We start from the raw sequence: 21,903 nt of genomic DNA on the forward strand, positions 1-21,903 counted from the left end.
TTGCGGTCACCCTTCCTTTTCTTTGCCTTTCTTTATCCTGTGGCGCAGTGAGAACTCTTCAGTTCAGGTCCACCGCGTACTGCCGCAAGATTTCCAGGGAAACCGTTTCCAGAGCCCGCACATGGGTGCGCTGCAAGTAAACCCGTGGGGCCATATCCGCCTCATGAGCCTCCAGCCAGCGCGCCGCACACAGGCACCAGCGATCACCCGGATTGAGGCCGGGAAAGCCGAACTCTTCCACCGGCGTACTCAGGTCATTGCCGCGCTCGCGGGAGAACTTGAGGAAGGCATCGGACACTTCGACACAGACCGTATGGGAGCCAAAGTCCTGGTCGTTGGTATTGCAACAACCATCTCGGAAAAAACCCGTAAGCGGTCGAGTGCTACAGGCAATAAGCGGTTCACCGAATACATTTTTCGAGTCGTGCATTTCCTGTGTGACGGCCATCTTCAAGTTTCCCTATGTTTCATCAGTCAGGTGTATTGCCAGTCATAGTAGCGCCCTCCGCACACCAATTACAGGCGCTTACACCAGCGGGAATCACGCGCCAACTGGGTCCAGACCTGTGTTATCGTTGCGGGTCCTGTTGCCGCTGCAGTACCGTTGTTGGAAAAACGGTGATTGGCAATCGGCGGGCAGCAATAACAAAAAGAGTTCGATCAAGGAATTTCGACCATGAGTGATATTTACAACGCGCCCCAGGCCGATCTGGCCAGTGAGCAAAGCAGCGGCGCGGGCTCTATTCCCAAGGCACTGGCGGGGGACTATCAGGTCGCCATCGGCGATACCCTCAGCGAAGCCTGGAACCTCAGCAAGGGTAAAAAAGGTACCGTATGGCTGGGTGTACTGTTGTACCTGGTTGCCTATATGGCAATTACCCTGGTAGCGACTCTGCTTACCGGGGGGTCCTTTACCGATCCGGAAGCCAATCAGGGCGCAGGCGCACTCCTTGCAAACCTGCTCATCCTGCTGGCTAGCGCACCGCTCAGCGCTGGCATGATCATGATCGGTATCAAGATCGCGCGCAATGAAGAGGTATCCGGCACCGAGGTCTTTGCCCATTTCGACAAGATCCTGCCGCTGGCCGCGGGTATGATCCTGATGTACCTGCTCGTCACCCTGGGCTTTATCCTGCTGATCATCCCCGGTATCTACCTGGCGATTGGCTACATCATGATGCTGCCGCTGATCGTGGACAAAAACCTGGGCCCCTGGCAGGCACTGGAAGTATCCCGCAAGGCGGTGACCAAGCACTGGTTCCCCGTATTCGGCTTTATGATCGTGATGATGCTGCTGTATTTTGCCGGGTTCCTGGCACTGCTCATCGGCCTGATCTGGGCTATCCCGACCCTCAGCATTGCCTACGGCGTTCTTTACCGCAATATGTTCGGCGGCCACGAGACCAATCCGGAAATCTGATTTCCGCACCGATAGCGGCGCCCCAGGGGCGTCGCTGTTGATCTCCCCGCCCCAACAATAGCAACAGCAGATGCACGATACCTCCGCCCGCACATCGCCCCCCGAAGAGACAGATCTGGATACCCTGTACCAGATCGAAACACCCGAGGGTATCGACCTGACCGCCCAGGTGGCGGGCCCGGTACCGCGCATACTCGCCTATTCCGTGGATCTGTTTTACCGCAGCCTGATACTGCTGGCGCTCGGTATCGCCCTCCTTGTGGCCGGCAATACCGGGATCGGGCTGTGGCTGCTGTGCTCCTTTCTGCTCGAGTGGTTTTACCCGGTAGTGTTTGAAGTCCTGCGCCGTGGCCAGACGCCGGGCAAACAGGCTTTTTCCCTCGCTGTAGTGAACGACAACCTGACCCCCATCGGCTGGGGACCGTCGATCATGCGCAATCTACTGCGCTTCGCGGACTTCCTGCCATTCGGATATTTCACCGGCATTCTGAGCATGTCCTGCAGCCGGAATTTTCAGCGGCTCGGAGACTACGCTGCGGGCACCGTGGTGGTTTACCGGGAGCCGGTAGCAAAAACCGGTGAACTGCCCGATGCCACCCCCACACCGCCACCGCGTGGCCTGCAACTCGCAGACCAGCAGGCCATCGTCAGTCTGACCGAACGCAGCAATGTGCTGAGCCGCGCACGCCAGCGGGAGCTTGCGGATCTGCTTCAGCCAGTCACCGGCTTATCCGGCGATGACGGTCTGCGCCGCCTGCACGGGATCGGCCGCTGGCTGCTTGGCGCACGTAAGCCAAAACAAAGTAAAGCCACGGCGACAACAGACACACCGGAACATGCGGAGGCGGCGCAGTGAAGCAGCGGGATTTTGAGCGCCGATATGAAGGCCAGTGGCAACTGATAGAAAACTGGCTGAGCGGATATCGCAAGAACACCGCAGCGGGCCTGGAGCCGGTCACAAATGAAGACCTCCCGCAAAACTATCGCCGGCTGTGTCAGCACCTGGCAGTTGCCAAGGAACGCCAGTACACCAGTAACCTGATCTCGCGACTGAACCAGCTGGTGATGCAATGCCATCAGCGTCTCTACCGGCAGAAGCATGTATCCAGCCACCGCTGGCTGGAATTCATTTTTGCCGGTTTTCCCCGCGCGCTGCGCGAGCAGGCACGCTTTGTGTGGCTGGCCTGCGGCCTGTTCCTGGCCCCGGCACTGGTGATGGGGCTTGGCAGCTACTGGAACGATGCTCTGATTTACGCGGTGATGTCACCGGAGCAGGTTCTGCAGATTGAATCCATGTACGACCCCGCCAACCGGGTGCTGGGCCGCGAACGCGGGTCCGATTCGGATCTGCTGATGTTCGGGTTTTATATCAAGAACAATATCGGGATCGCCTTCCGGACGTTTGCCACCGGCATCCTGTTCGGCCTGGGCTCGATCTTTTTTCTCGTATTGAACGGCGTTTTTCTCGGCGCGGTTTTTGGCCATATCACCCGTGTCGGCTTTATCAGTACTTTCTATCCGTTTGTGATCGGCCACGGTGCTTTTGAGCTCACCGCCATCGTCTTTGCCGGCGCCGCGGGCCTGCGTCTGGGGCACTCCTTGGTCAATCCCGGCAATCTGAGCCGCCGCCAGTCCCTGCGCGAGGCCGGCAAGGAAGCGATGAATATCATGTACGGCACCTTCCTGATGCTGGTGATCGCCGCGTTCCTCGAGGCCTTCTGGTCGTCCAGTACCGAGGTCAGTATCGGGATCAAGTACGCCGTGGGCGGATTCTTCTGGCTTCTCGTCATTAGTTACTGCGTATTTGCCGGTCGCCGACTGCCAGTAGCTGCACCCGCCGGGAGCCGCCTGTGAACCTGGATCGCCTCGCTGTTAACGCCCGCCCGCGCTCCAGCTGGGAGTCCGTGGACCTGGGCATACTGCTGGCCCGCCGTCACTGGCTGCAAATGACCGCCCTGTGGCTGTTTCCGGCAGCGCTACTGTTTCTGGTACTGGGCCTGATTTTCCCCGGCAGCCCCGGCTGGGTGATTTTTGCCATCTGGTGGCTCAAGCCGGTGTTCGAACGGCTGCCGCTGCTGGTGGCCAGTCGCCAGCTGTTCGGCGAGCGGATGGACAATCGCGAAGCGCTGTCACACTTCCGCCGCGCCAATGGTCGCGACTGGCTTGCCTGGATCAGCTGGCGCCGCCTCAGTTTCACCCGCGCGTTCGATATGCCGCTCACGGTACTGGAAAACGCCACCGGCAGGGCGCGCGCCACGCGCCTTTCACTACTGCATCGCAAGGCCGCCAGTACCGCGAGCTGGCTGCATATTGTCGGTGTGCACGTGGAGATGATCCTCGGCCTCGGTGTGATGGCGCTGGTCTACACACTGTTACCGGAACAGCTGGAGATCGACTGGCTGCCCCTGCTCAACAACAACACCATACTCATATCCTGGATCACCAATGGCGTCTCGCTGCTGATCATGGCAGCGGTCGCACCGTTTTACGTCTACGCCGGATTTATGCTCTACATCGGCCGCAGGGTAGAACTCGAAGCCTGGGATTTGGAGATTCACTTTCGCAAAATGCGCGCGCGTTTCGAAACCGCACAAAAGCCAAACCGCCGCCCCACCGCCGGCGTGCGTACCAACACCGTCAGTGCGCTGGTGTGCGCAGTCGGCCTGATACTGTGCTCCGCCTTCGCTGTGCCGCCGGCAGCACAGGCGGATGTAGCGACGCCGGCCCAATCTGAAGAGCTGATCGACGAGGTCCTCGCCGAGGACGATTTCCACCGGCATGAGCTGCAGAGCCGCTGGCGTCTGAAAGAGTTCAAATCCCGCGAACAGGCATTTCCGCAATGGCTGATCAGCTTGATGGAGTGGCTGGAGGGACTCGGCAGGGACGATGAGGACCACGTGGAAGAGAACGCCGGGGAAATCTGGCCGCTGGTGGCGGGTATCATCGAGCTGCTGTTGTGGATAACTGCGGCGGCGCTGATCATTTTTCTGCTGTGGTTTTTCCGCTATCACCTGCGCAGCCTCGCCGGCTACCGCCCTCAGCGCAAAACCGTCGCGGCCCAGCGTCCGGACACCCTGTTCGGCCTCGATGTGCGCAGTGAAAGCCTGCCCGACGATGTCACCGCGGAAGTGCTGCGCCTGTGGCACAGTGGCGCCCAGCGAGATGCCATGGGCCTGCTGTACCGCGCCAGTCTGGCCAACCTGATTTCGCGCTTCGACTGCGCTTTCGAGGATCACCTCACCGAGGCCGAGTGCGCCCAGCTGGTACGCGAAGAAGCCGCGCAGGACCCGCGTCTGCAACCGGCACTGGTACAGTTCTTCGGCCTGCTTACCTCCACCTGGCAGCGTCAGGCCTATGCCCACCGGCCGCCGGCCAATGCGCAACTGGAAACCCTGTGCCGCCAGTGGCAACAGGTATTTCACGAGCGCGAAACAGGGGAGAAGCTGCCGTGAGATTCAGCCGTGTTGCCATTGCCCTGACCCTGTTACTGCTCGCCGCCGCGGCCGCGCTGTTCCTGTATTTTTTCGAGCGGCACACCGAGGAGGTCGATCTGGGCCCCGGTCCAGAAGCGCGGCGCAATCCGTTCCTGGCCGCGGAGCGTTTCCTCGACCGGCTCGATATCCCCCATCGGCGCGCGGAAAATATCGCGGTGCTGTCCACGCTGAGAAAAAACGATGCCCTGTTCCTGGCCAGCTCCAGCCAGATCTACAACGACGATCGACTGCGCGAGTTGCTCGACTGGGTGGAAGCCGGTGGCCACGCCATTGTCATCGCCCATCGCGGTGGCGACGGTGAACACGAACAGGACCTGCTGCTGAATGCACTGGGACTCGAAGTCACCAGCGGCGACCTGGACTTTTACTTCAACGCACAGATCAGGGAAATGTTCGGTGAGGACGCCGACGCGCTGCAAGAAAATCCGTCGGCCAGCAAAATGATGCGGGAACACAACCGCAAACTCGCAGAGCAGGAAAATAAAAACACCGCAGAGCCCGAGGAAAACCGCGCGGAAGAAAATATATCCGGGCAACCCCGCAACCCTGACGTCGATCCGGAAAAACTGGTCAACCTCACCAGTGATAGCGGTGCCAGCTACGCGCTGTATTTCAATCCACACAGGGTGCTCAGTCACGAAATGATGGGCCAGAGTGCGGAAACCGATCTCGACGGCTACCTGTTGCGCTGGGTAACCTTCCAGAATTTCCCTACCCAGTCGCCACTGATATATCACGAGCGCGGCCGCGGTCGACTCACCCTGATGACCGACGGCGCCCTGTGGCACAACGACCGCATCGGCGAATTTGATCACGCCTATTTCCTGGCCCACCTGGTAGGCGAGCGCAACCTGGTGATGATCACCCGGCCGCGCTTCGATACCCTCAGTGAATTGATTCAGCGCTACGCACTGGAACTGTTTGTCGCCGGCTTGCTGGCACTGGCGGCGTGGATTGCCAATCGCAGCCGTCGCTTCGGTCCGGTACTACCGGCACCGGCCAGTGAGCGTCGCTCGCTACTGGAACATATCCGCGCCTGTGGCAATTTTTACTGGCGCCAGCAACGGGCGGAGAATCTGTACGAAAAAACGCGCGCACCGCTGTTGTACAAACTCGGTGTACGCGGATCACTCGCCGCCGAACGGCAACAGCAGCTCGCCGAATCGGTGGCCGCCGCCACCGGGCTCGCCGCCCGCGAAATTTTTGACATCCTTTGGGGCCCGGCGCCCCGCAACGAAGACGACTTCACCGCGCGTGTGCGCAGTATCCAGATCATCGAGGCCGCCCTATGAGCGAATCCACCCTGGACCAGAATCCGGTCAATCCCGCACAAACCGAAAGCGCCCCCCAGGGCCAGCCGCACACGCCCTACCAGCAGGCGAGTGCGCAGGTGAACCAGCTGCGCACGCAGATCAACCAGGTGGTTATCGGCCAGCCGGCGGTGGTGGACCAGGTGCTTATCGCCCTGCTGGCAGGCGGACACGTACTGCTGGAAGGTGTACCCGGACTCGGCAAGACCCTGCTGGTGCGCAGCCTGGCAAAGGGCTTTGGCGGCGACTTCCGCCGTATCCAGTTCACCCCCGACCTGATGCCCGCAGATGTTACCGGCCACGCCATCTACCATATGGCGGAAAGTCGCTTCGAGGTGCGTCGCGGCCCGGTGTTTACCAACCTGCTGCTGGCGGATGAAATCAACCGCGCGCCGGCCAAAACCCAGGCGTCGCTGCTGGAGGTGATGCAGGAACACCAGGTGACCATCGACGGCGAGACCCTCGCCACACCGCGCCCGTTTATGGTGCTGGCCACGCAGAACCCGGTGGAACAGGAGGGCACCTACCCGCTGCCGGAAGCGGAACTGGACCGCTTCCTGCTCAAGGTACTGATCGACTTCCCCAGCCAGCAGGCGGAAGAAGCGCTGGCGGCTGCGGCCAGCGGCGGGCAGATCGAAGAGAAACTGCGCCGCGGTATCGAGGCGGTATTTGACGCCCAGCAGCTGCAACAGCTGCAGGCCCTGGTGCCCCTGATCCAGGTGGATCAACAGGTACTCAGCTATGCCGTGCGCCTGGTGCGCGCCACCCGCGAATCTTCCCAGCTGCGCCGCAGTGCCGGCCCCCGCGCCAGTATCGGCCTGATTCTCGCAGCGCGCGCCCACGCCCTGCTGGAGGGGCGCGAATTCGTGCTGCCGGACGATATCAAGTCCATGGCCATTCCGGTCATGCGCCATCGCGTGGCGGTATCGCCGGATATGGAAATCGACGGCGAGACCGCCGACTCGGTGCTGGCACAGATCATCGAATCCGTGGAGGCGCCGCGGCTGTGAAGCCATCGCCGCTTCTGATCCGGTTACTGCTGATCGCTGCGCTGTGTGCGCTGGCGGTCAGCGCCGCGCGTATCTGGTGGCCGTCAGCGGCCGGACTGCTCACCAGCGCGTGGTGGCTGGGTATGGGCGCACTGGCCCTGGCCAGCGCCCTCGACTTCGCCACCGGGCGTCACTGCGACGGTCTCACCGGCCAGCGCACCCTGCCCGGTAACCTCGCGCTGGGTGTCGAGCAGGAAATCCAGCTCGATCTGGAAAACCGGGGATCGCGCACCCTGTCCCTGCTGCTTACCGATCAGGTCCCTGCGGAGCTGCGCGGGCGCGACCTGCCGCTGCAGATACACCTCACCCCCGAACAGGAAATCTGCACCCGTTACCGCGCCACGCCGGTACGTCGCGGCATGGCCGCCTTTGGCCACCTGGAAGCCCTGGTGAGCTCACCGTGGCACCTGTGGCAACGCCGGGTACTGTTTGGGGAGGCCCAGGATGTAAGGGTGTACCCGAACTTCCTCGGTATCTCATCCCTGCAGGCACTGTCTACGGAACAGTCCCTGCGCTATATGGGCGTTCACCAGCAGCAGCGGCGCGGCGAGGGTCTGGACTTCCGCCAGCTGCGGGAATACCGCCGCGGAGACAGCCAGCGACAGGTGGACTGGCGGGCCAGCGCGCGCATGCAAAAACTGATCAGCCGGGAATACCAGGATGAGCGGGATCAGGAAATCATTTTCCTGCTGGATTGCGGCCGGCGAATGCGCACCCGCGACGGCGACCTGAGCCATTTCGATCACGCCCTGAACGCACTGCTGCTCTCCGCCTATGTGGCGATCCGCCAGGGCGACGCAGTGGGCCTGCAGTGCTTTGCCGGCGATCACAGCCGTTTGCCGCCGGTGAAGGGGGAAGGCGCGATCAACCTGTTGCTCAACCACGTGTACGACCTGCACTCCGGCACTTCCCACAGCGATTACACTGCCGCGGCGGAACAGCTGCTGGCGCGTCAGCAGCGACGCGCGCTGGTCATCCTGTTGACCAATGTGCGCGACGAGGACAGCGAAGACCTGACCGCCGCGGTACAGCAGCTTTCCCGTCACCACCTGGTGATGGTCGCCTGTCTGCGGGAACGGGCACTGGATGAACTGCTGGAAAAACCGGTAGCGGATTTTGACGACGCACTGATGCACGGCGCGGGCAAAGATTTTGTGCAGCGCCGGGACAGGCTGCTGCAACAATTGCGCGCGCGCAATACCATTCTCGCGGATGCGCTGCCGTCGGCAATGCACATGTCGCTGGTGGAAACTTACTGGCAACTCAAACGCAGTGGTAGACTCTGAGCCAATCCAGCAATTCTGCCGACGGTAAAAACCGTAACGCTCAACCGTGAATCGAAACCCGACAACCGCGACACGCTCTCGCCCGCAGCTACCTGCATGGCTCGCGGTATCGCTGTTGGCCGTTTTTCTGGCGGTGCGCGGACTGGTACCCAACGGCTTTATGCCGTCTGCAGTTTCCTCGGGCTCCCTGTACCAGTTGTGTCACGGCGACGCGCGCAGTGCGCTGTTACTCGCCGGTATAGCGCCGCCGGCGCACCATCACCACGGCCACCACGGGCAATCCCCGCTGCCGGCTTTGCCGCCCGCCGGCCATCACCACGACGACGCGACCGCCAAGCACTTTTCTGACAATCACTGTGCATTTTCCAACGCCGGCATCGCCGCTGTTGGCGGCCTGGAAATTTACACTGGCGCGGAGAAAATCGCCCTACCGGCCCGCTGGTACGCCTACCCGAATTCCACACCCGAACCCGCATTCCTGACCCCGCCGGGACGGGCGCCGCCCCGCTATTCCTGAACACATTTACTGCCGATTCAACTTTGCAAGCATGTGCGCACGTATGCCGAGCGCGCGTGCCCGTGGAAAAAATTCAGGAAACAGCCATGAAAAAATTTACCCGCAACCTGCTGACCATTGCAGCCCCGCTAGCCCTAACCAGCCTGCCGGCGCTGTCCCACGACAACGCATCACCAACCTATCTGCCAGAAAGCCACGCCCCCGCCGGGGTCATGGCAGATCACCTGCACAAACAGGGAGAGTGGATGATGGGTTACCGCTATATGCGCCAGGAATTCTCGGGCCTGTATTACGGCTCCGGCAAAACCACCGCTGCCGCGGCGGCCGCAGACGGTTACTCCATGGTGCCCACGGCGATGACCATGGATATGCACATGCTGGACATCATGTACGCGGTCAATGACAGCCTGACCCTGATGCTGATGCCCCAGACCATGTCCATGGATATGACCATGGCGATGTCTGGCGGCGGTCATGGCGACATGCAGATGGGCATGGAAATGGACACGCAGATGCCGATGCACGGCACCTACAGTCACGGCACCAGCGGGGTTGGCGACACCATCGTCGCCGGCCTGTTTCGCTTGTCCGACGGGCCCAGCCACAAGTTACACGGCACTTTCGGGATCAGCGCACCCACCGGGGATGTGGACAAAAAAAATAGCAACGGCACCTATGTGCACTACGGCATGCAACTGGGCAGTGGTACCTGGGATCTGATGCCGGCCATAACCTACAGCGGCGCCCGCGAGCGTATCAGCTGGGGCGCCCAGGCCAGTGCCCGGCTGCCGATGGAGGAGGACAACGCGTCCGGCTTCCAGTTTGGCGAGCGCTACGCGGCCACCGCCTGGGGCACCTACCGGCTGCAGGACTGGGTGAGCTTTTCCATGCGCCTGGGTTACACCAAGCAGCACGATATCAACGGGCACTATAACGGCCCGCACAATCATGCCAGCCCTGCGGATTTACAAGCCAATTACGGTGGCGAGTTTGTGGATGTAGCGCTGGGCGCCAACCTGGTACCGCAGCGCGGTCGCCTGGCTGGTGTGCGTCTGGGGCTGGAGTGGAGCAGCTCGGTTTCCGCACACTTCAACGGCTACCAGCTGGGAAGGGATGACGGGCTTAATCTGAGCCTGTCCTACGCGCTCTAAAGCCGCGCGGTCTATCAAGCGCCCCGGCCATCGCATCGGGCCGGGGTGCTCACAATGTCGCACAGATTCAAAACTCGAAACTGAAATTCACCGTCAGGGTACGCAGGTGACCGAGCTTGAAACGCTCTTCTGTCACATCGTCCACATAGCGCACTCGCGCATCCACATCGTTGTAGTTGTACTCGATGGAAGTGTTGAAATTCTCTGTCCACTTGTAGCGATAGCCGACGCCGGCGTTCCAGTAATTGTCTTCGGTTTCGTCATTCACCGTGTAGATTCCTTCGCGTCTTGCGATGTCGTCCACATCAAACTTCCCGTAGTTCCAGCCCACCATCCAGTACAGACACTGCACGTCACAGGTCATGGTGAAGTCGACCTTGGCACCGATCCCCCACTGGTCAACGGAAACACTGCCGTCGTCAAAACCCGTGTAGCGCAACTCTACCTGCCAGACTCCCGCATCCGGGGTCACGCCAATACTGCCGTAGCCAGCAAAATCCCGTTCGTCGTTGATCTGTAGCTCGCCCGCACCCAGTCCCACGGTGCCCACGATGTGATATTCGCCGTTGCAATAGCCGTCGATGGGGTTGTTCCACTGCGCCAGTGCCGCGCTGGAAGCGAACAGGGCCAGAAGGAATACCAGACCTTTCATTGTCACCATCCTTGGTAAATAAACTGGTTCTGAATTTGCTGTACTTATTGATGCATTAGCGGAGCGGTACAGTTCCGTTAAATCCGCTCAGGATCTCGGAGTCAGCGCATTCTGTTCGATATCGATGATGGCCCACACACCGCCGACAAAAGCGGGGTTTTTGCGCAACAGATCGAGCTCACCGGGTTGCGGTGGCGGATCGCCGGCGGCCTGCAGTTCGTCCAGGCGCTCGACTATCGTTTCCGCCATTTTTTGCAGCGCATCTTCGAGAGTTTCGCCATGGCAATGGCAGTGGGGGAGGTCGGGCGCAATGGCTCCGTAGCCGGCAAATTCTATGTTGTGGACCACAACCGGGTAGCGCATGGGAAATTCTCTTTTAAGTTAGCTTTTATTCCACCAAGCGTAGACCCAATTACCGGAAGTTGAACAAAATTCTCAAGCGGGGAAATATTTACGCGACGCTATCGTCCCCGGCCCGGTAAAAGATGAAAAAATTCCCAAATTAAAACGCCACGCGCAACGTCGCACTCACCGCTACCGGCAAGCGCGACGTAAATTTTTATCAATGGATTAATTAAAAGCCGTCCGGTCCGGCGAAGAAACCAAGGGTTTGTGATCTTTCAGCGGGGAATGCGCCCGAGCAGGGCGCGGCGGGAATAGAGCATTTCCCGGTAGGTCTGCATCAGTGAAATATCCAGGGTTTCCGCCGCGCCCTGCAGGTCCTGTACCTGACGCGAAAGCCAGGTAATCTCGGTTTGCAGGCGATGGCGCAGGTGGCGGGTTTCCTCTTCACTGATGTTTACATGCGAACACACACTAGCGGTGCGGTGACTGGTCACAGGCATTACCTCGCGGTTGACGGCCGTCGTCAAAAACCACACAACGGCCGGGGTATACGCTAAAGCCTAGACCAGTTTTTACGTTTCAATGGAAAAGTTTTCGACGACTCAACCCAGCAACAGGGACTTCCAGTCGAAGTCGCGGTCACCGATCACATAGAAGAACGGGTTCAGCAATTCTTCCTTCTGGTTGTAACGCAGCAGCGCAAACTTGTCGTCCACCACAATACCGCCTGCGGCCTCGACCACCGCCTGTGCGGCAGCAGTGTCCCACTCACAGGTGGGCGCCAGGCGCGGGTAGAGATCCGCGGCACCTTCCGCCACCAGACACAGTTTCAGGGAGCTGCCCATATTCTTGAGGCCGGTCTCACCCAGGCTACCCTCGATACGGGACAGCAGGGCGTCCACTGCACCGGCACCGTGACTGCGGCTGGCGACCACCTCGATGGCCTGTTTGGCTTCCAGGCGCGGCCCCATGGCGCGCACGGAAATCGGGGTTTCACCGCCGCTGTCGCGCTTGAAGGCACCCAGGGATTTGGCCCCGGCGTAGGTGATATCCAGCACCGGAACATGTACCACCCCCAGCACCGGCTCGCCGTTTTCGATCAGCGCCACATTGACGGTGAACTCGCCATTGCGGCGGATGAATTCCTTGGTGCCGTCCAGCGGATCGATGATCCAGTAGCGGTCCCACTGGCTGCGCTGTTCGAAAGTCGGCATTTCGCCCTCTTCGGATAACACCGGCACATCTTTCAGCAGCTTTTCCAGGGCAGGGGCGAGAATCTTGTGGGCTGCGAGGTCCGCAGCGGTAACCGGGGAGTCGTCGGACTTGGTGTCGACTTCAATCTCGCCACTGGCGTTGTACACCTCGAGAATGGCCTCTCCGGCCGCGACTGAGATGGCGATGACCTGATCCAGCAGTTCCCTGCTCACTACGTTACCCATGATTCCCCCAAAAACTGATACTTAAAATACGGAAACCGGGGATTATACGCGTCTCGCGGGGGCTTAGGGGGCTTGCGGCCGTCTCGCCGCAAAAAGGGGAAGGAATCGGCGGGAATAATGCAGAGCTGGCGGACCTCAGGGCCCGCCCGCAATCGTATTTGAATGTGTTTCCCTGCGCTGGGCAGTTCAGGCGCTGAACAGGTCTTCGATGGAGAGGTAGCGTTCGCCAGTATCGTAGCTGAATACCAGCACGCGGCTGCCCGGGGCCAGATCCTGCTCCCGCTGTTTGAGCGCGGCGAGGGAAGCGCCGGAAGAGATACCCACAAAAATCCCCTCTTTCAGGGCGCACTCACGGGCCATTTCGAAACTGTCTTCCTCACTCACCGGGATGGTGCCGTCGAGTATCTCCTTGTTCAGCACCTCGGGCACAAACCCCGCACCGATCCCCTGCAGCCGATGCATCCCCTTTTCCTTGCCGGCAATTACCTGGGACTTTTCCGGCTCCACGGCCAGCACCTTCAGATTCGGCATGGATTCCTTCATTACCTCACCGCAGCCGGTGATGTGGCCGCCGGTACCGACCCCGGTAATCAGATAGTCGAGACCTTCCGGGAAGTCGGCGAGGATTTCCCTGGCAGTGGTATTTTTGTGCGCGGTCACATTGGCCGGGTTGGTGAACTGCTGGGGCATCCAGCTGTTGTCGTGCTCGGCGAGAATCTCCTCGGCCTTGGCAATCGCCCCCGGCATGCCGTTTTCCTTGGGGGTAAGTACCAGCTCCGCACCCAGCGCCTTCATGATCTTGCGGCGCTCTACCGACATGGATTCCGGCATGGTCAGGATCAGGCGGTACCCCTTCACCGCTGCGACCATGGCGAGGCCGATACCGGTATTGCCGGAGGTGGGCTCGACGATCACGCCACCGGGCTTCAGCGCGCCGCTGGCCTCAGCATCCTCGATCATTCCCAGGGCAATCCGGTCCTTGATACTGCTGCCTGGATTGAAGCGCTCCACCTTCATCCACACTTCGATATCATCCCGAAACAGGTGATTGAGTCGCACATGCGGGGTGTTGCCGATGGTTTCGAGAATATTGTTGGCCTTCATCTGTCACTCCGTGAGGTGATGGTCTGGTTCTGTGAATTGTTGCGCGTCCCGTCGTAGTTCGCGAGCTGGTCGATTGAACCGCCACGCACTTTGACGAATACTCGCGCAAGAATACTCGTTAGCATCGTAAAGATAAAAAAAGTAACAAGACAAAAAATATTAGAAAGGAAACTGAAGCCATCATGTCCGATAACGCGATGACCACCCGGCCAGAAATACCCATGCAGAATTTTGTTCCCATCGCCCTGTTTGTGCTGAGCGGCGCCGTGTATATGGCGCTGGACGCTTCCGGGGTGGAGGCACTGTGGATGGCCGCACTGAAGATAGTGCCGATTGCCTTGCTGGCGGGATTGGCGGCGCGCCACCTGCACGGCCTAGACCGCGCACTGGCGCTGGCAGCACTGGCATTTTCCGCCACGGGAGATGTACTGCTGGCGATAGAATTCCCGAATCACTTCCTGTTCGGTCTGGGGGCATTTCTTCTGGCGCAACTGACCTACGCCGGCAATTTTCTGCGCGGCGCCCAGGCGAGCAGCCGCCACTTTGCCCTGCGCGGGGCGGCGGTGGTGCTGGCGGCACTGCTGTTGGCACGCCAGGTTTTGCCCGCTGCCGGTGAGATGGCCTTGCCGGTGGTGTTTTACATCATGGCGATTGTGACCATGGCGCTGTCGGCGGCGGCCCACCGCAGCGGCTCATCACTGCTGTTTGCCGGCGCGGTGACTTTTATGGTGTCCGACGCGCTGATCGCGCTCAATCGTTTTGTGGCGCCGGTTGCTATGGCCGGCACCTGGATCATGCTCACCTACTATCTGGCCCAGGCGCTGCTGGTGCTGGGGCTGGTCCGGGCAAATTTGCCGGCTCGCCGGGCTTAGGGGCATAATGTCCGGCGTTTTTTTGTACAGCTGCCGAGCGGGGCAGTAAGTGGACTGAATATGCTGGATTGGAACCGGATCGATACGGTGCTGCTGGATATGGACGGCACCCTGTTGGATCTGCATTACGACAACCATTTCTGGATGGAGCACCTGCCGCTGCGCTATGCGGAGGCCAACGGCATTCCGGTTGCGGAGGCGCAGGCGCTGGTCATCCGTATGACCGATGAGTTGCGCGGCACTCTGGACTGGTACTGCCTGCACTACTGGTCGGATGTACTGAAACTGGATGTTCCGGCGATCTATCGCGAGATTGAGGACCGCATCGCGCTGCGGCCGCACACGGACAATTTCCTGCGCAACCTGCGTGAGATGAACAAGCGCGCACTGCTGGTGACCAACGCCCATCCCGACGGGCTGAGCCACAAGCTGGAGATCACCGGTATCGACCAGTGGCTGGATGAAATCATCTCTTCCCACGATCTCGGCCACGCCAAGGAAAGCACGTTGTTCTGGCACTCCCTGCAGGAGCGCCAGCCGTTCGACCCCTCGCGTACCCTGTTTGTGGATGACAACCTTCACGTGCTGGGCGCCGCGCGGGAATACGGTATCGAACACCTGCTGTGCATCCGCCAGCCGGATAGCAAGAACCCGGCGCGGGATATTACCGACTTTCCGGCAATTCACGATTTTGATGAGATATTAGGGGCCCCGCGCTCGTAGTACGCGCTCGCGGTTTTACCTATTGTGGCGGCCGAGCACCGGGCATCTAGATTTTTACTTCGTAGTTTTAGAACGTAGCTCTGATTTTTTAATGGAAAAAGTACGCATCGATAAGTGGCTCTGGGCCGCACGCTTTTTTAAAACCCGCAGTATTGCCAAGCAGGCAATCGAAGGCGGCAAGGTGCATGCAGAAGGCCAGCGCGTAAAAGCCAGCAAGGAAATTGCCACCGGGACCCTGCTAACCATTCGACAAGGCTGGGACGAAAGAGTCGTGGAGGTGATTGCGCTTTCCGACCAGCGACGCGGCGCGGATATTGCGCAGACGCTGTACCGCGAAACCGAAGACAGTGTCGCCAAACGCGAGCAGTTTGCCGCCGATCGCAAGGCCAATAACGCGAACATTTCCCACGAGCGTCCGAACAAAAAGCAACGCCGGCAGATTCACCGATTCTTGAGAGAATCACAGGACTGAGCAGTCTCGGCGGCCCTCGCTGGATCCGGGGCCCAAGGACCACTCGAGCTCAATTGAACCCACAGAGCACAAACCCGCCAAAGTGCTAAACTGCCCGAAACCAACGAATAACCAAGAAGCCGCAATGAAACACCTGCTGACTCTGTGCCTGCTGATTCTCTGTTTCTCCCAGTCCGCCAGTGCCGACAATCGCGAGCGGGAACAGCTCAAGCGCTCGATCATCAAGATCTACACCACCGCCGCCGCCCCCGACTTCTTCAACCCCTGGGCACTGCTCAACGCCCAGCAGCTGTCGGGCTCCGGCGCCGTCATCAAAGGTCAGCAAATACTCACCAACGCCCACGTCATTGCCAACGGCAGCTTCATTCAGGTACAGCGCCACGGTGACGCGCAGAAATTCCGCGCGCGGGTCAAATTTGTCTCCCACGACGCCGACCTCGCCCTGCTCACCGTCGAAGACGAAAGCTTTTTCGACGATACCCGCCCCCTGTCCCTCGGCAAGTTGCCCGACCTGCAGGAAGAGGTGACTGTCTACGGCTACCCAATCGGCGGCAAATCCCTCTCCATCACCCGCGGCGTGCTCTCCCGGGTTGAGCACCAGTACTACGCACATGCCGAGAGCTATCTTATGGCCGGCCAGATCGACGCCGCCATCAACCCGGGCAACAGTGGTGGGCCGGTCATCTCCGATGGCCGAATCGTCGGCGTCGCCATGCAGACCAACCACAGTCAGGGCGCAGAAAACCTCGGCTATTTTGTGCCGCCGAGCGTAATCAGTCATGTGCTGGAAGATGCCAAAGACGGCATCCACCAGGGCTTCCCCGAACTGGGCGCCGTGACCCAGAGCCTCGAGAGCCCCTCCATGAAAGCCGCTGCCGGCCTGACAGAAGATCAGGAAGGCGCACTGGTGGTGCGGGTATTCGAAAACGCACCCGCAGCACAGGCGCTGCTGCCCGGCGACGTGCTGCTGCAGGTGGACGGCTTCGACATCGCCGCGGATCGCACCATCGAATGGCGCGAGAACCAACGCACCAATTACCACTACGCCGTGGACCAGTACCACGTGGGCGACAAACTGCCGCTGCGCATCTCCCGCAACGGCGAAATCCTCGATGCCGAAATCACCCTCGCCGCGACCCCACCCTCGCGTTCACTGGTGCAGGGAGAAAAGTTCGACCAGCGCCCGCGCTACTACATATACGGTGGCGTGGTGTTTGTGCCGCTGAATATGAACCTGATCAAGCGCTGGGGTAATAACTGGCACTCCAAGGCACCCATCGAATACCTGTACGCGCGCAACCAGTGGTCCAGCCCCGAGCAACAGGAGCTGGTGGTGGCCCTCAAGGTGCTGCCGGCGCCGGTCAATCTCGGCTACCACGACTGGAAAAACTGGATTATCGAATCCGTCAACGGCGAGCAGATTCGCGATTTCCAGCAGTTTTCACAGCTGATGGAGTCCACACAGGAGGAGTTCGTCGAACTGAAAGATGGCGCTGGCTATCGCATGGTGCTGGATGCAGCTGCCGCCCGTGAACAGCAGCCATTTATCCTGCAGACCTACCAGATTCCCGAGCGTCACTCCCTGGGACTGTTCAGCACCCTGGCGGAAGGCGAGAGCGCAGACCCGGAACTGGGGCAGGTGCAGCAAACTGAATCAGTGCCGCTCCGGTAGCGCGCAATAAAGTGCACTGGGCAACCAACGACGGCACAAACAACGAGAGCTGCGCTTCGGGTGAGCGCCAGATAAAGATCGATCGAAACGCATTGAAAAAATGGGGGAACAAGGATGTTTCGCAGGCTGATTGCAATCGGCTCTACGCTACTGGCACTGAACGCCGGTGCCGGGGAGCTCTACCGATGGGTGGATGCGGACGGCAAGGTGCACTTTGGTGATCGGCCACCGGTGGAAGCTGAAGCGGAATCCCTGGACGATCAGCTGAAGCCCGTCAACAGCGCCGACCCCACCCGCCGGCAGGACTTCCCCGATACCCGCCGCGCTGAGCAGATCGAGCGCGAATACGCCGCGCGCAAACAGCCGCGCAAGGCCAATGCCCAGCGTCAGCAACAGGCCGCCTGTGCCCACGCGCGCAAGCAGTTGAAAATTCTCAAGGGGCCGGTGTACTTCGTGGACCGCGAAGGCAACGAATCCACCATCAGTGAACGCCAGCGCGAAGACCAGGCGCGCGCGCTGGAGCAGCGCATCCGGCAGGTCTGCGGCGACTAGGCATGCCCCGCGCGGCCGATACCGGCAACCATGACCAGCAGGCCACCACTATCCTACCCACGATTGTGCCCACTAATACACAGGGCCATCGTATTTGGGCGCGCGAGCCTCTAAAATCGCCACCCCAGATTTTCAGCGAGGCACTCAATCATGTCGGACCAGTTGGAACGCTTCATTTTCTCCAAGCACGATATTCGCGGCCAGCTGGTCACGCTTACCGATGCGTACCGCGAGGTACTGGAGCACAACCAGCTGCCGCTACCGGTACAGAAGCTGCTCGGCGAATTCCTCGCCGCCGCCTGCTTGCTCTCCACCACCCTCAAGTTCGAAGGTATCCTGATGTTGCAGGCACGGGGGGAAGGCGATGTGCCGCTGCTGGTAGCCGAGTGCACCCACCACAGTGATGTGCGCGGCCTGGCGCGGGTAGCGGAAGGCGCAGAGATTCCGGAAAACGCGACCCTGCGCGAGCTGGTGGGCAACCGCGGCGCGCTGGTGATTACCGTGGACCCGCAGGAGGGCGAGCGCTACCAGGGTATCGTGCCCCTGGAGAAAGACACCCTGGCGGAGTGCCTGGAAGATTACTTCACCCAGTCGGAACAGCTGCAGACCCGCTTCTGGATCGAATCCAGTGAAGACACCGTGGGCGGTATCATGCTGCAGGTGCTGCCGGGCAACAATGCGGCGAGCCCGGCGGAAAACGAGGACGCGTGGGAGACCGGGGTACACCTGGCGTCCACGGTCACCGCTGAGGAACTGCACAACCTGCCCCACGACGAGCTGCTGGTGCGCCTGTTCCACCAGCTGGAACCCGCCAGTCTGGGTACCGCAAATATCCGTTTCAAATGCAGCTGCTCCGCCGAGCGCAGCGCCCGTGCGCTGATCGCCATGGGCCCGGAGGACGTGTACCAGTTGCTGGAGGAGCAGGGCGGTGAGATCACCGCGGACTGCCAGTTCTGCAACAAGACCTACCGTTTCGATCGCGACAAGGTCGAGGAGCTGTTCAACGCCCCGCCGCATACCCTGCACTGACCCAAAATAAAAACGCGCCATGTGGCGCGTTTTTCGTATCTACCGACCCAGATTTCCTGCTCAGCCACTTCCCTCGGGGATGCGCCCTGACCCAGTCCCGCCGGGGTGCGGGGCTGTAGTAAAAACTACAGAACACCCAATATTCCCCAAAATTATGAAGTAAAAAAACTACATCATAATTTTAAATGAAAAAATGCGATTTTTTTCCCTGACAACGCTGTTTTTGATCACTATTTATACAGATTTTCCTGTGATCAGAATTTGAAGTTTGCCATAATGCGCCCGCCAGCCCGCCTGGCGCGGTAATCAGTCGCGAACATTTATCGCAATCCCAGGTGGCACCCCCTACTATTTATTTCAGTTATACAACTTTCATGGGTAATAAACGAATGGCACAGCAAGACGACACAGTGCAGGTATTGTCCAACCTGGCGCCCGCTCAACTGGTAGAGCAAGCTCTGCAACGCGGTGAGGGTCACCTCACTCACACCGGAGCCCTGCTGGCCGTGACCGGCGCGCGCACTGGCCGCTCCCCGGCTGACCGTTTTGTGGTGGAAGAGCCCTCTACCTCCGACAGCATCGAGTGGGGCAGCGTGAACCGTCCTTTCCCCGCGGAAAAGTTCGATGCGCTGTGGAGTCGAGTTGAAGATTACGTGGCGAGCCACGACAGCTTCGTGCAGCAGCTGCACGTGGGCCAGGACGAAGACCACTATATCCCCGTGAAAGTCACCACGCAGACTGCGTGGCACAACCTGTTCGGCCGCAACATGTTTATCCGCGCCGAAAAGTACAACCCGAAAGGCAAGGAAGAGTGGCGCATCCTGCACGCAGCCAACTTCGAGTGCGACCCGTCCCGCGACGGCACCAACTCCGAAGGCTGCGTGATCATCAACTTCGCCCAGCGCAAAGTACTGCTGGCGGGTATGCGCTACGCCGGGGAGATGAAGAAGGCCATGTTCTCCGTACAGAACTTCCTGCTGCCGGAAAAAGACGTGATGCCGATGCACTGTGCTGCCAATGTGGGCAAAGACGGCGATGTATGCCTGTTCTTCGGCCTGTCCGGCACCGGTAAAACCACCCTGTCTGCTGACCCGGATCGCTACCTGATCGGCGATGATGAGCACGGCTGGGCCAAGGGCGGTGTGTTCAATATGGAAGGCGGCTGCTACGCCAAAACCATCAACCTGAGCCAGAAAAACGAGCCGGTAATCTGGGACGCGATCCGCTTTGGCGCCATCGTTGAAAACGTGGTGACCGACGAAGCCGGCGTACCCGACTACGACGACACCAGCCTGACCGAAAACGGCCGCTGCTCCTACCCGCTGGAACACGTGGAAATGCGTCAGCTGGAAAACCGCGCCGGCGAGCCGAAGAACGTAATCTTCCTGACCTGTGACGTGACCGGCGTACTGCCCCCGGTATCCGTACTGTCCAAGGAAGCGGCCGCGTACCACTTCCTGTCCGGCTACACCGCGCGCGTGGGCTCCACCGAGCTGGGTGCGGAAGCGGGCATTCACCCCACCTTCTCCACCTGTTTCGGCGCCCCGTTCATGCCGCGCGCACCGCGCGAATACGCGGACCTGCTGATGAAGCGCATCGAGGACTTCGACTCCAAGGTCTACCTGGTCAACACCGGCTGGACCGGTGGCTCCGGCGAGCAAGGCAAGCGCTTCCCGATCCCGGTCACCCGCGCGGTGGTAGCGGCGATCCAGAGCGGTGCTCTGGAGAACGCCGGCACCGAGCACCTGGACACCATGAACCTGGAAATTCCGCTGGAAGTACCGGGTGTGGACAAGTCCTACCTGAATCCGCGCAATGCCTGGGCCGACTCCGCCGCCTACGACGCCGCTGCCAGCAAGCTGGCCGCGCTGTTCGCCGACAATATTGAGAAATTCGCAGTCAGCGACGAAATCAAGGCAGCGGGCCCCAAGGCCTGATGTATTGACTCCCCAGTGGTGGCAACCCCACCGCACAGAGGCGGCCTTCGGGCCGCCTTTTTTGTATCTGAAGTCCGTCCCCACAAGCGCCCACGGCCAGACAGCGCCAGACAGCTATAGTCTTTAGAGGGCCCGCGTTTTCACACGCGGCACAGCGCATCAACGACTCAAGGGTACACAGGCTGCGGACATGCCGTCGGGAAATCCTTTTTCCATCTTCAAACGCCGCTACGACCATCTGCCCCAGAACCAGCAGACAAACTGGTGGGTGGTGGCGGGTGTCGCGCTGCTGCTGCTCCTGCTGCTGTTCATCCTGTGGCTGTATCTGTACCTGAAAACCCTGGAAAAACCCTATATCGAGCTCAAAGGATATCGGGTGGCGACTCACGCCAGCCTCAATGCGTTCCTGCGCGAGCGCGGCAATCGCAGTGAATTCGGGCAACTGACCGGCTTTCTGCAAAACGCCGGCGTAGCCGACGCCATTGAACCGGAAAACCTGTTGCGCCAGGGCTCGGACTGGCTGGATATCAATGAGCCACCGTTTGCCATACCGCCCCGGGATTACTGGCCGAACATGATCGCGACCCTGAAACTGATCCGCGACGAGCTGGTGCCGACGATCGGCCCGGTGGATGTGGTTTCCGCGTTCCGCACCGACGGCTACAACCGCAAGGCGGGCGGCTCCAAGAAGAGCAAGCACAAAACCTTTTGCGGCCTGGACCTGGTACCGCGCTCCAATATCAGTCGCAAGGAACTGATCGAAGAGTTGCGCAACCTGCACGCACGCCTGGGCCCCGACAGCCATATGGGCCTGGGAATATACGGCGGTGTGCGCTTCCACGTGGACACCTGCGGGTTTCGCCGCTGGTAACCCGCGCC

The 21,903-nt window shown here is 60.2% G+C and carries 23 protein-coding genes; 17 read left to right on the forward strand and 6 right to left on the reverse strand.

Going from position 1 to position 21,903, the window contains the following annotated elements; all coding sequences use genetic code 11:
- Window positions 1-58: 58 nt before the first annotated feature.
- Window positions 59-448, reverse strand: a complete 390-nt coding sequence (locus tag ACONT6_RS16260; protein WP_428819465.1) for a DUF2237 family protein — start codon at window positions 446-448, stop codon at window positions 59-61.
- A 228-nt stretch (window positions 449-676) separates the two neighbouring features.
- Here ACONT6_RS16260 and ACONT6_RS16265 point away from each other — a divergent pair, with 228 nt between their 5' ends.
- The 9 genes from ACONT6_RS16265 (at window position 677) to ACONT6_RS16305 (ending at window position 10,227) form a co-directional block, all read left to right on the forward strand.
- Entirely contained in the window at window positions 677-1,420 is a 744-nt protein-coding gene (locus tag ACONT6_RS16265; RefSeq protein ID WP_428819466.1) for a hypothetical protein, read from the forward strand.
- A 70-nt stretch (window positions 1,421-1,490) separates the two neighbouring features.
- Entirely contained in the window at window positions 1,491-2,276 is a 786-nt protein-coding gene (locus ACONT6_RS16270) for an RDD family protein (RefSeq protein ID WP_428819467.1), read from the forward strand.
- The gene (locus tag ACONT6_RS16275; protein ID WP_428819468.1) at window positions 2,273-3,274 is read left to right on the forward strand and encodes a stage II sporulation protein M; all 1,002 of its coding nucleotides are present in this window, start codon (window positions 2,273-2,275) and stop codon (window positions 3,272-3,274) included. The genes ACONT6_RS16270 and ACONT6_RS16275 overlap by 4 nt, the downstream gene beginning before the upstream one ends.
- Window positions 3,271-4,872: a hypothetical protein gene (locus ACONT6_RS16280; protein ID WP_428819469.1), complete on the forward strand. Its 1,602-nt coding sequence runs from the start codon at window positions 3,271-3,273 to the stop codon at window positions 4,870-4,872. The genes ACONT6_RS16275 and ACONT6_RS16280 overlap by 4 nt, the downstream gene beginning before the upstream one ends.
- Window positions 4,869-6,206, forward strand: coding sequence for a DUF4350 domain-containing protein (locus ACONT6_RS16285; protein ID WP_428819470.1), 1,338 nt, complete (start codon window positions 4,869-4,871; stop codon window positions 6,204-6,206). The genes ACONT6_RS16280 and ACONT6_RS16285 overlap by 4 nt, the downstream gene beginning before the upstream one ends.
- Complete coding sequence (locus ACONT6_RS16290) at window positions 6,203-7,234, forward strand: AAA family ATPase (RefSeq protein ID WP_428819471.1); 1,032 nt, start codon at window positions 6,203-6,205, stop codon at window positions 7,232-7,234. Before ACONT6_RS16285 ends, ACONT6_RS16290 begins: the two co-directional genes overlap by 4 nt.
- Window positions 7,231-8,559 carry a DUF58 domain-containing protein gene (locus tag ACONT6_RS16295; RefSeq protein WP_428819472.1) on the forward strand — a complete coding sequence of 443 codons (1,329 nt, stop codon included), beginning with the start codon at window positions 7,231-7,233 and terminating at the stop codon, window positions 8,557-8,559. Before ACONT6_RS16290 ends, ACONT6_RS16295 begins: the two co-directional genes overlap by 4 nt.
- A 115-nt stretch (window positions 8,560-8,674) precedes the next feature.
- Window positions 8,675-9,076 (forward strand): hypothetical protein, encoded by a 402-nt coding sequence (locus ACONT6_RS16300; RefSeq protein WP_428819473.1) that lies wholly within the window; start codon window positions 8,675-8,677, stop codon window positions 9,074-9,076.
- A gap of 86 nt (window positions 9,077-9,162) precedes the next feature.
- Window positions 9,163-10,227 (forward strand): hypothetical protein, encoded by a 1,065-nt coding sequence (locus ACONT6_RS16305; protein WP_428819474.1) that lies wholly within the window; start codon window positions 9,163-9,165, stop codon window positions 10,225-10,227.
- A gap of 67 nt (window positions 10,228-10,294) precedes the next feature.
- On the opposite strand, the gene ACONT6_RS16310 is transcribed toward ACONT6_RS16305, so the two are convergent.
- The 5 genes from ACONT6_RS16310 to cysK form a co-directional block, all read right to left on the reverse strand.
- A complete protein-coding gene (locus ACONT6_RS16310; RefSeq protein WP_181254975.1) occupies window positions 10,295-10,879 on the reverse strand; it encodes an outer membrane protein in 585 nt (194 codons plus the stop codon).
- 87 nt (window positions 10,880-10,966) lie between these two features.
- A complete protein-coding gene (locus tag ACONT6_RS16315) occupies window positions 10,967-11,242 on the reverse strand; it encodes a type II toxin-antitoxin system HicB family antitoxin (protein ID WP_428819475.1) in 276 nt (91 codons plus the stop codon).
- Window positions 11,243-11,499: 257 nt separating this feature from the next.
- A complete protein-coding gene (locus ACONT6_RS16320; RefSeq protein ID WP_428819476.1) occupies window positions 11,500-11,718 on the reverse strand; it encodes a hypothetical protein in 219 nt (72 codons plus the stop codon).
- 108 nt (window positions 11,719-11,826) lie between these two features.
- Window positions 11,827-12,663 carry a 3'(2'),5'-bisphosphate nucleotidase CysQ gene (gene cysQ, locus ACONT6_RS16325; protein WP_428819477.1) on the reverse strand — a complete coding sequence of 279 codons (837 nt, stop codon included), beginning with the start codon at window positions 12,661-12,663 and terminating at the stop codon, window positions 11,827-11,829.
- Window positions 12,664-12,849: 186 nt separating this feature from the next.
- Window positions 12,850-13,767, reverse strand: coding sequence for a cysteine synthase A (gene cysK, locus ACONT6_RS16330; RefSeq protein WP_428819478.1), 918 nt, complete (start codon window positions 13,765-13,767; stop codon window positions 12,850-12,852).
- Between the two features lie 182 nt (window positions 13,768-13,949).
- On the opposite strand from cysK, the gene ACONT6_RS16335 reads away from it, so the two are divergent.
- From ACONT6_RS16335 to ACONT6_RS16370, 8 genes are all read left to right on the forward strand, one after another.
- Window positions 13,950-14,639: a lysoplasmalogenase gene (locus ACONT6_RS16335; RefSeq protein WP_428819479.1), complete on the forward strand. Its 690-nt coding sequence runs from the start codon at window positions 13,950-13,952 to the stop codon at window positions 14,637-14,639.
- A gap of 60 nt (window positions 14,640-14,699) precedes the next feature.
- Window positions 14,700-15,362 (forward strand): GMP/IMP nucleotidase, encoded by a 663-nt coding sequence (gene yrfG / locus ACONT6_RS16340; protein WP_428819480.1) that lies wholly within the window; start codon window positions 14,700-14,702, stop codon window positions 15,360-15,362.
- A 91-nt stretch (window positions 15,363-15,453) separates the two neighbouring features.
- Window positions 15,454-15,834, forward strand: a complete 381-nt coding sequence (locus ACONT6_RS16345) for an RNA-binding S4 domain-containing protein (protein ID WP_428819481.1) — start codon at window positions 15,454-15,456, stop codon at window positions 15,832-15,834.
- A 124-nt stretch (window positions 15,835-15,958) separates the two neighbouring features.
- Window positions 15,959-17,506 carry a S1C family serine protease gene (locus ACONT6_RS16350; RefSeq protein WP_428819482.1) on the forward strand — a complete coding sequence of 516 codons (1,548 nt, stop codon included), beginning with the start codon at window positions 15,959-15,961 and terminating at the stop codon, window positions 17,504-17,506.
- A 114-nt stretch (window positions 17,507-17,620) separates the two neighbouring features.
- Entirely contained in the window at window positions 17,621-18,058 is a 438-nt protein-coding gene (locus ACONT6_RS16355) for a DUF4124 domain-containing protein (RefSeq protein WP_428819483.1), read from the forward strand.
- Between the two features lie 150 nt (window positions 18,059-18,208).
- Window positions 18,209-19,087 (forward strand): Hsp33 family molecular chaperone HslO, encoded by an 879-nt coding sequence (gene hslO / locus ACONT6_RS16360; protein ID WP_428819484.1) that lies wholly within the window; start codon window positions 18,209-18,211, stop codon window positions 19,085-19,087.
- Between the two features lie 389 nt (window positions 19,088-19,476).
- Window positions 19,477-21,024: a phosphoenolpyruvate carboxykinase gene (locus tag ACONT6_RS16365; RefSeq protein ID WP_428819485.1), complete on the forward strand. Its 1,548-nt coding sequence runs from the start codon at window positions 19,477-19,479 to the stop codon at window positions 21,022-21,024.
- 190 nt (window positions 21,025-21,214) lie between these two features.
- The gene (locus tag ACONT6_RS16370) at window positions 21,215-21,895 is read left to right on the forward strand and encodes a D-Ala-D-Ala carboxypeptidase family metallohydrolase (protein ID WP_428819486.1); all 681 of its coding nucleotides are present in this window, start codon (window positions 21,215-21,217) and stop codon (window positions 21,893-21,895) included.
- Window positions 21,896-21,903 lie beyond the last annotated feature (8 nt).

Origin of the sequence: Microbulbifer sp. MCCC 1A16149 (assembly GCF_050368945.1) — a bacterium.
In the GTDB taxonomy this organism is placed as follows: Bacteria; Pseudomonadota; Gammaproteobacteria; order Pseudomonadales; family Cellvibrionaceae; genus Microbulbifer.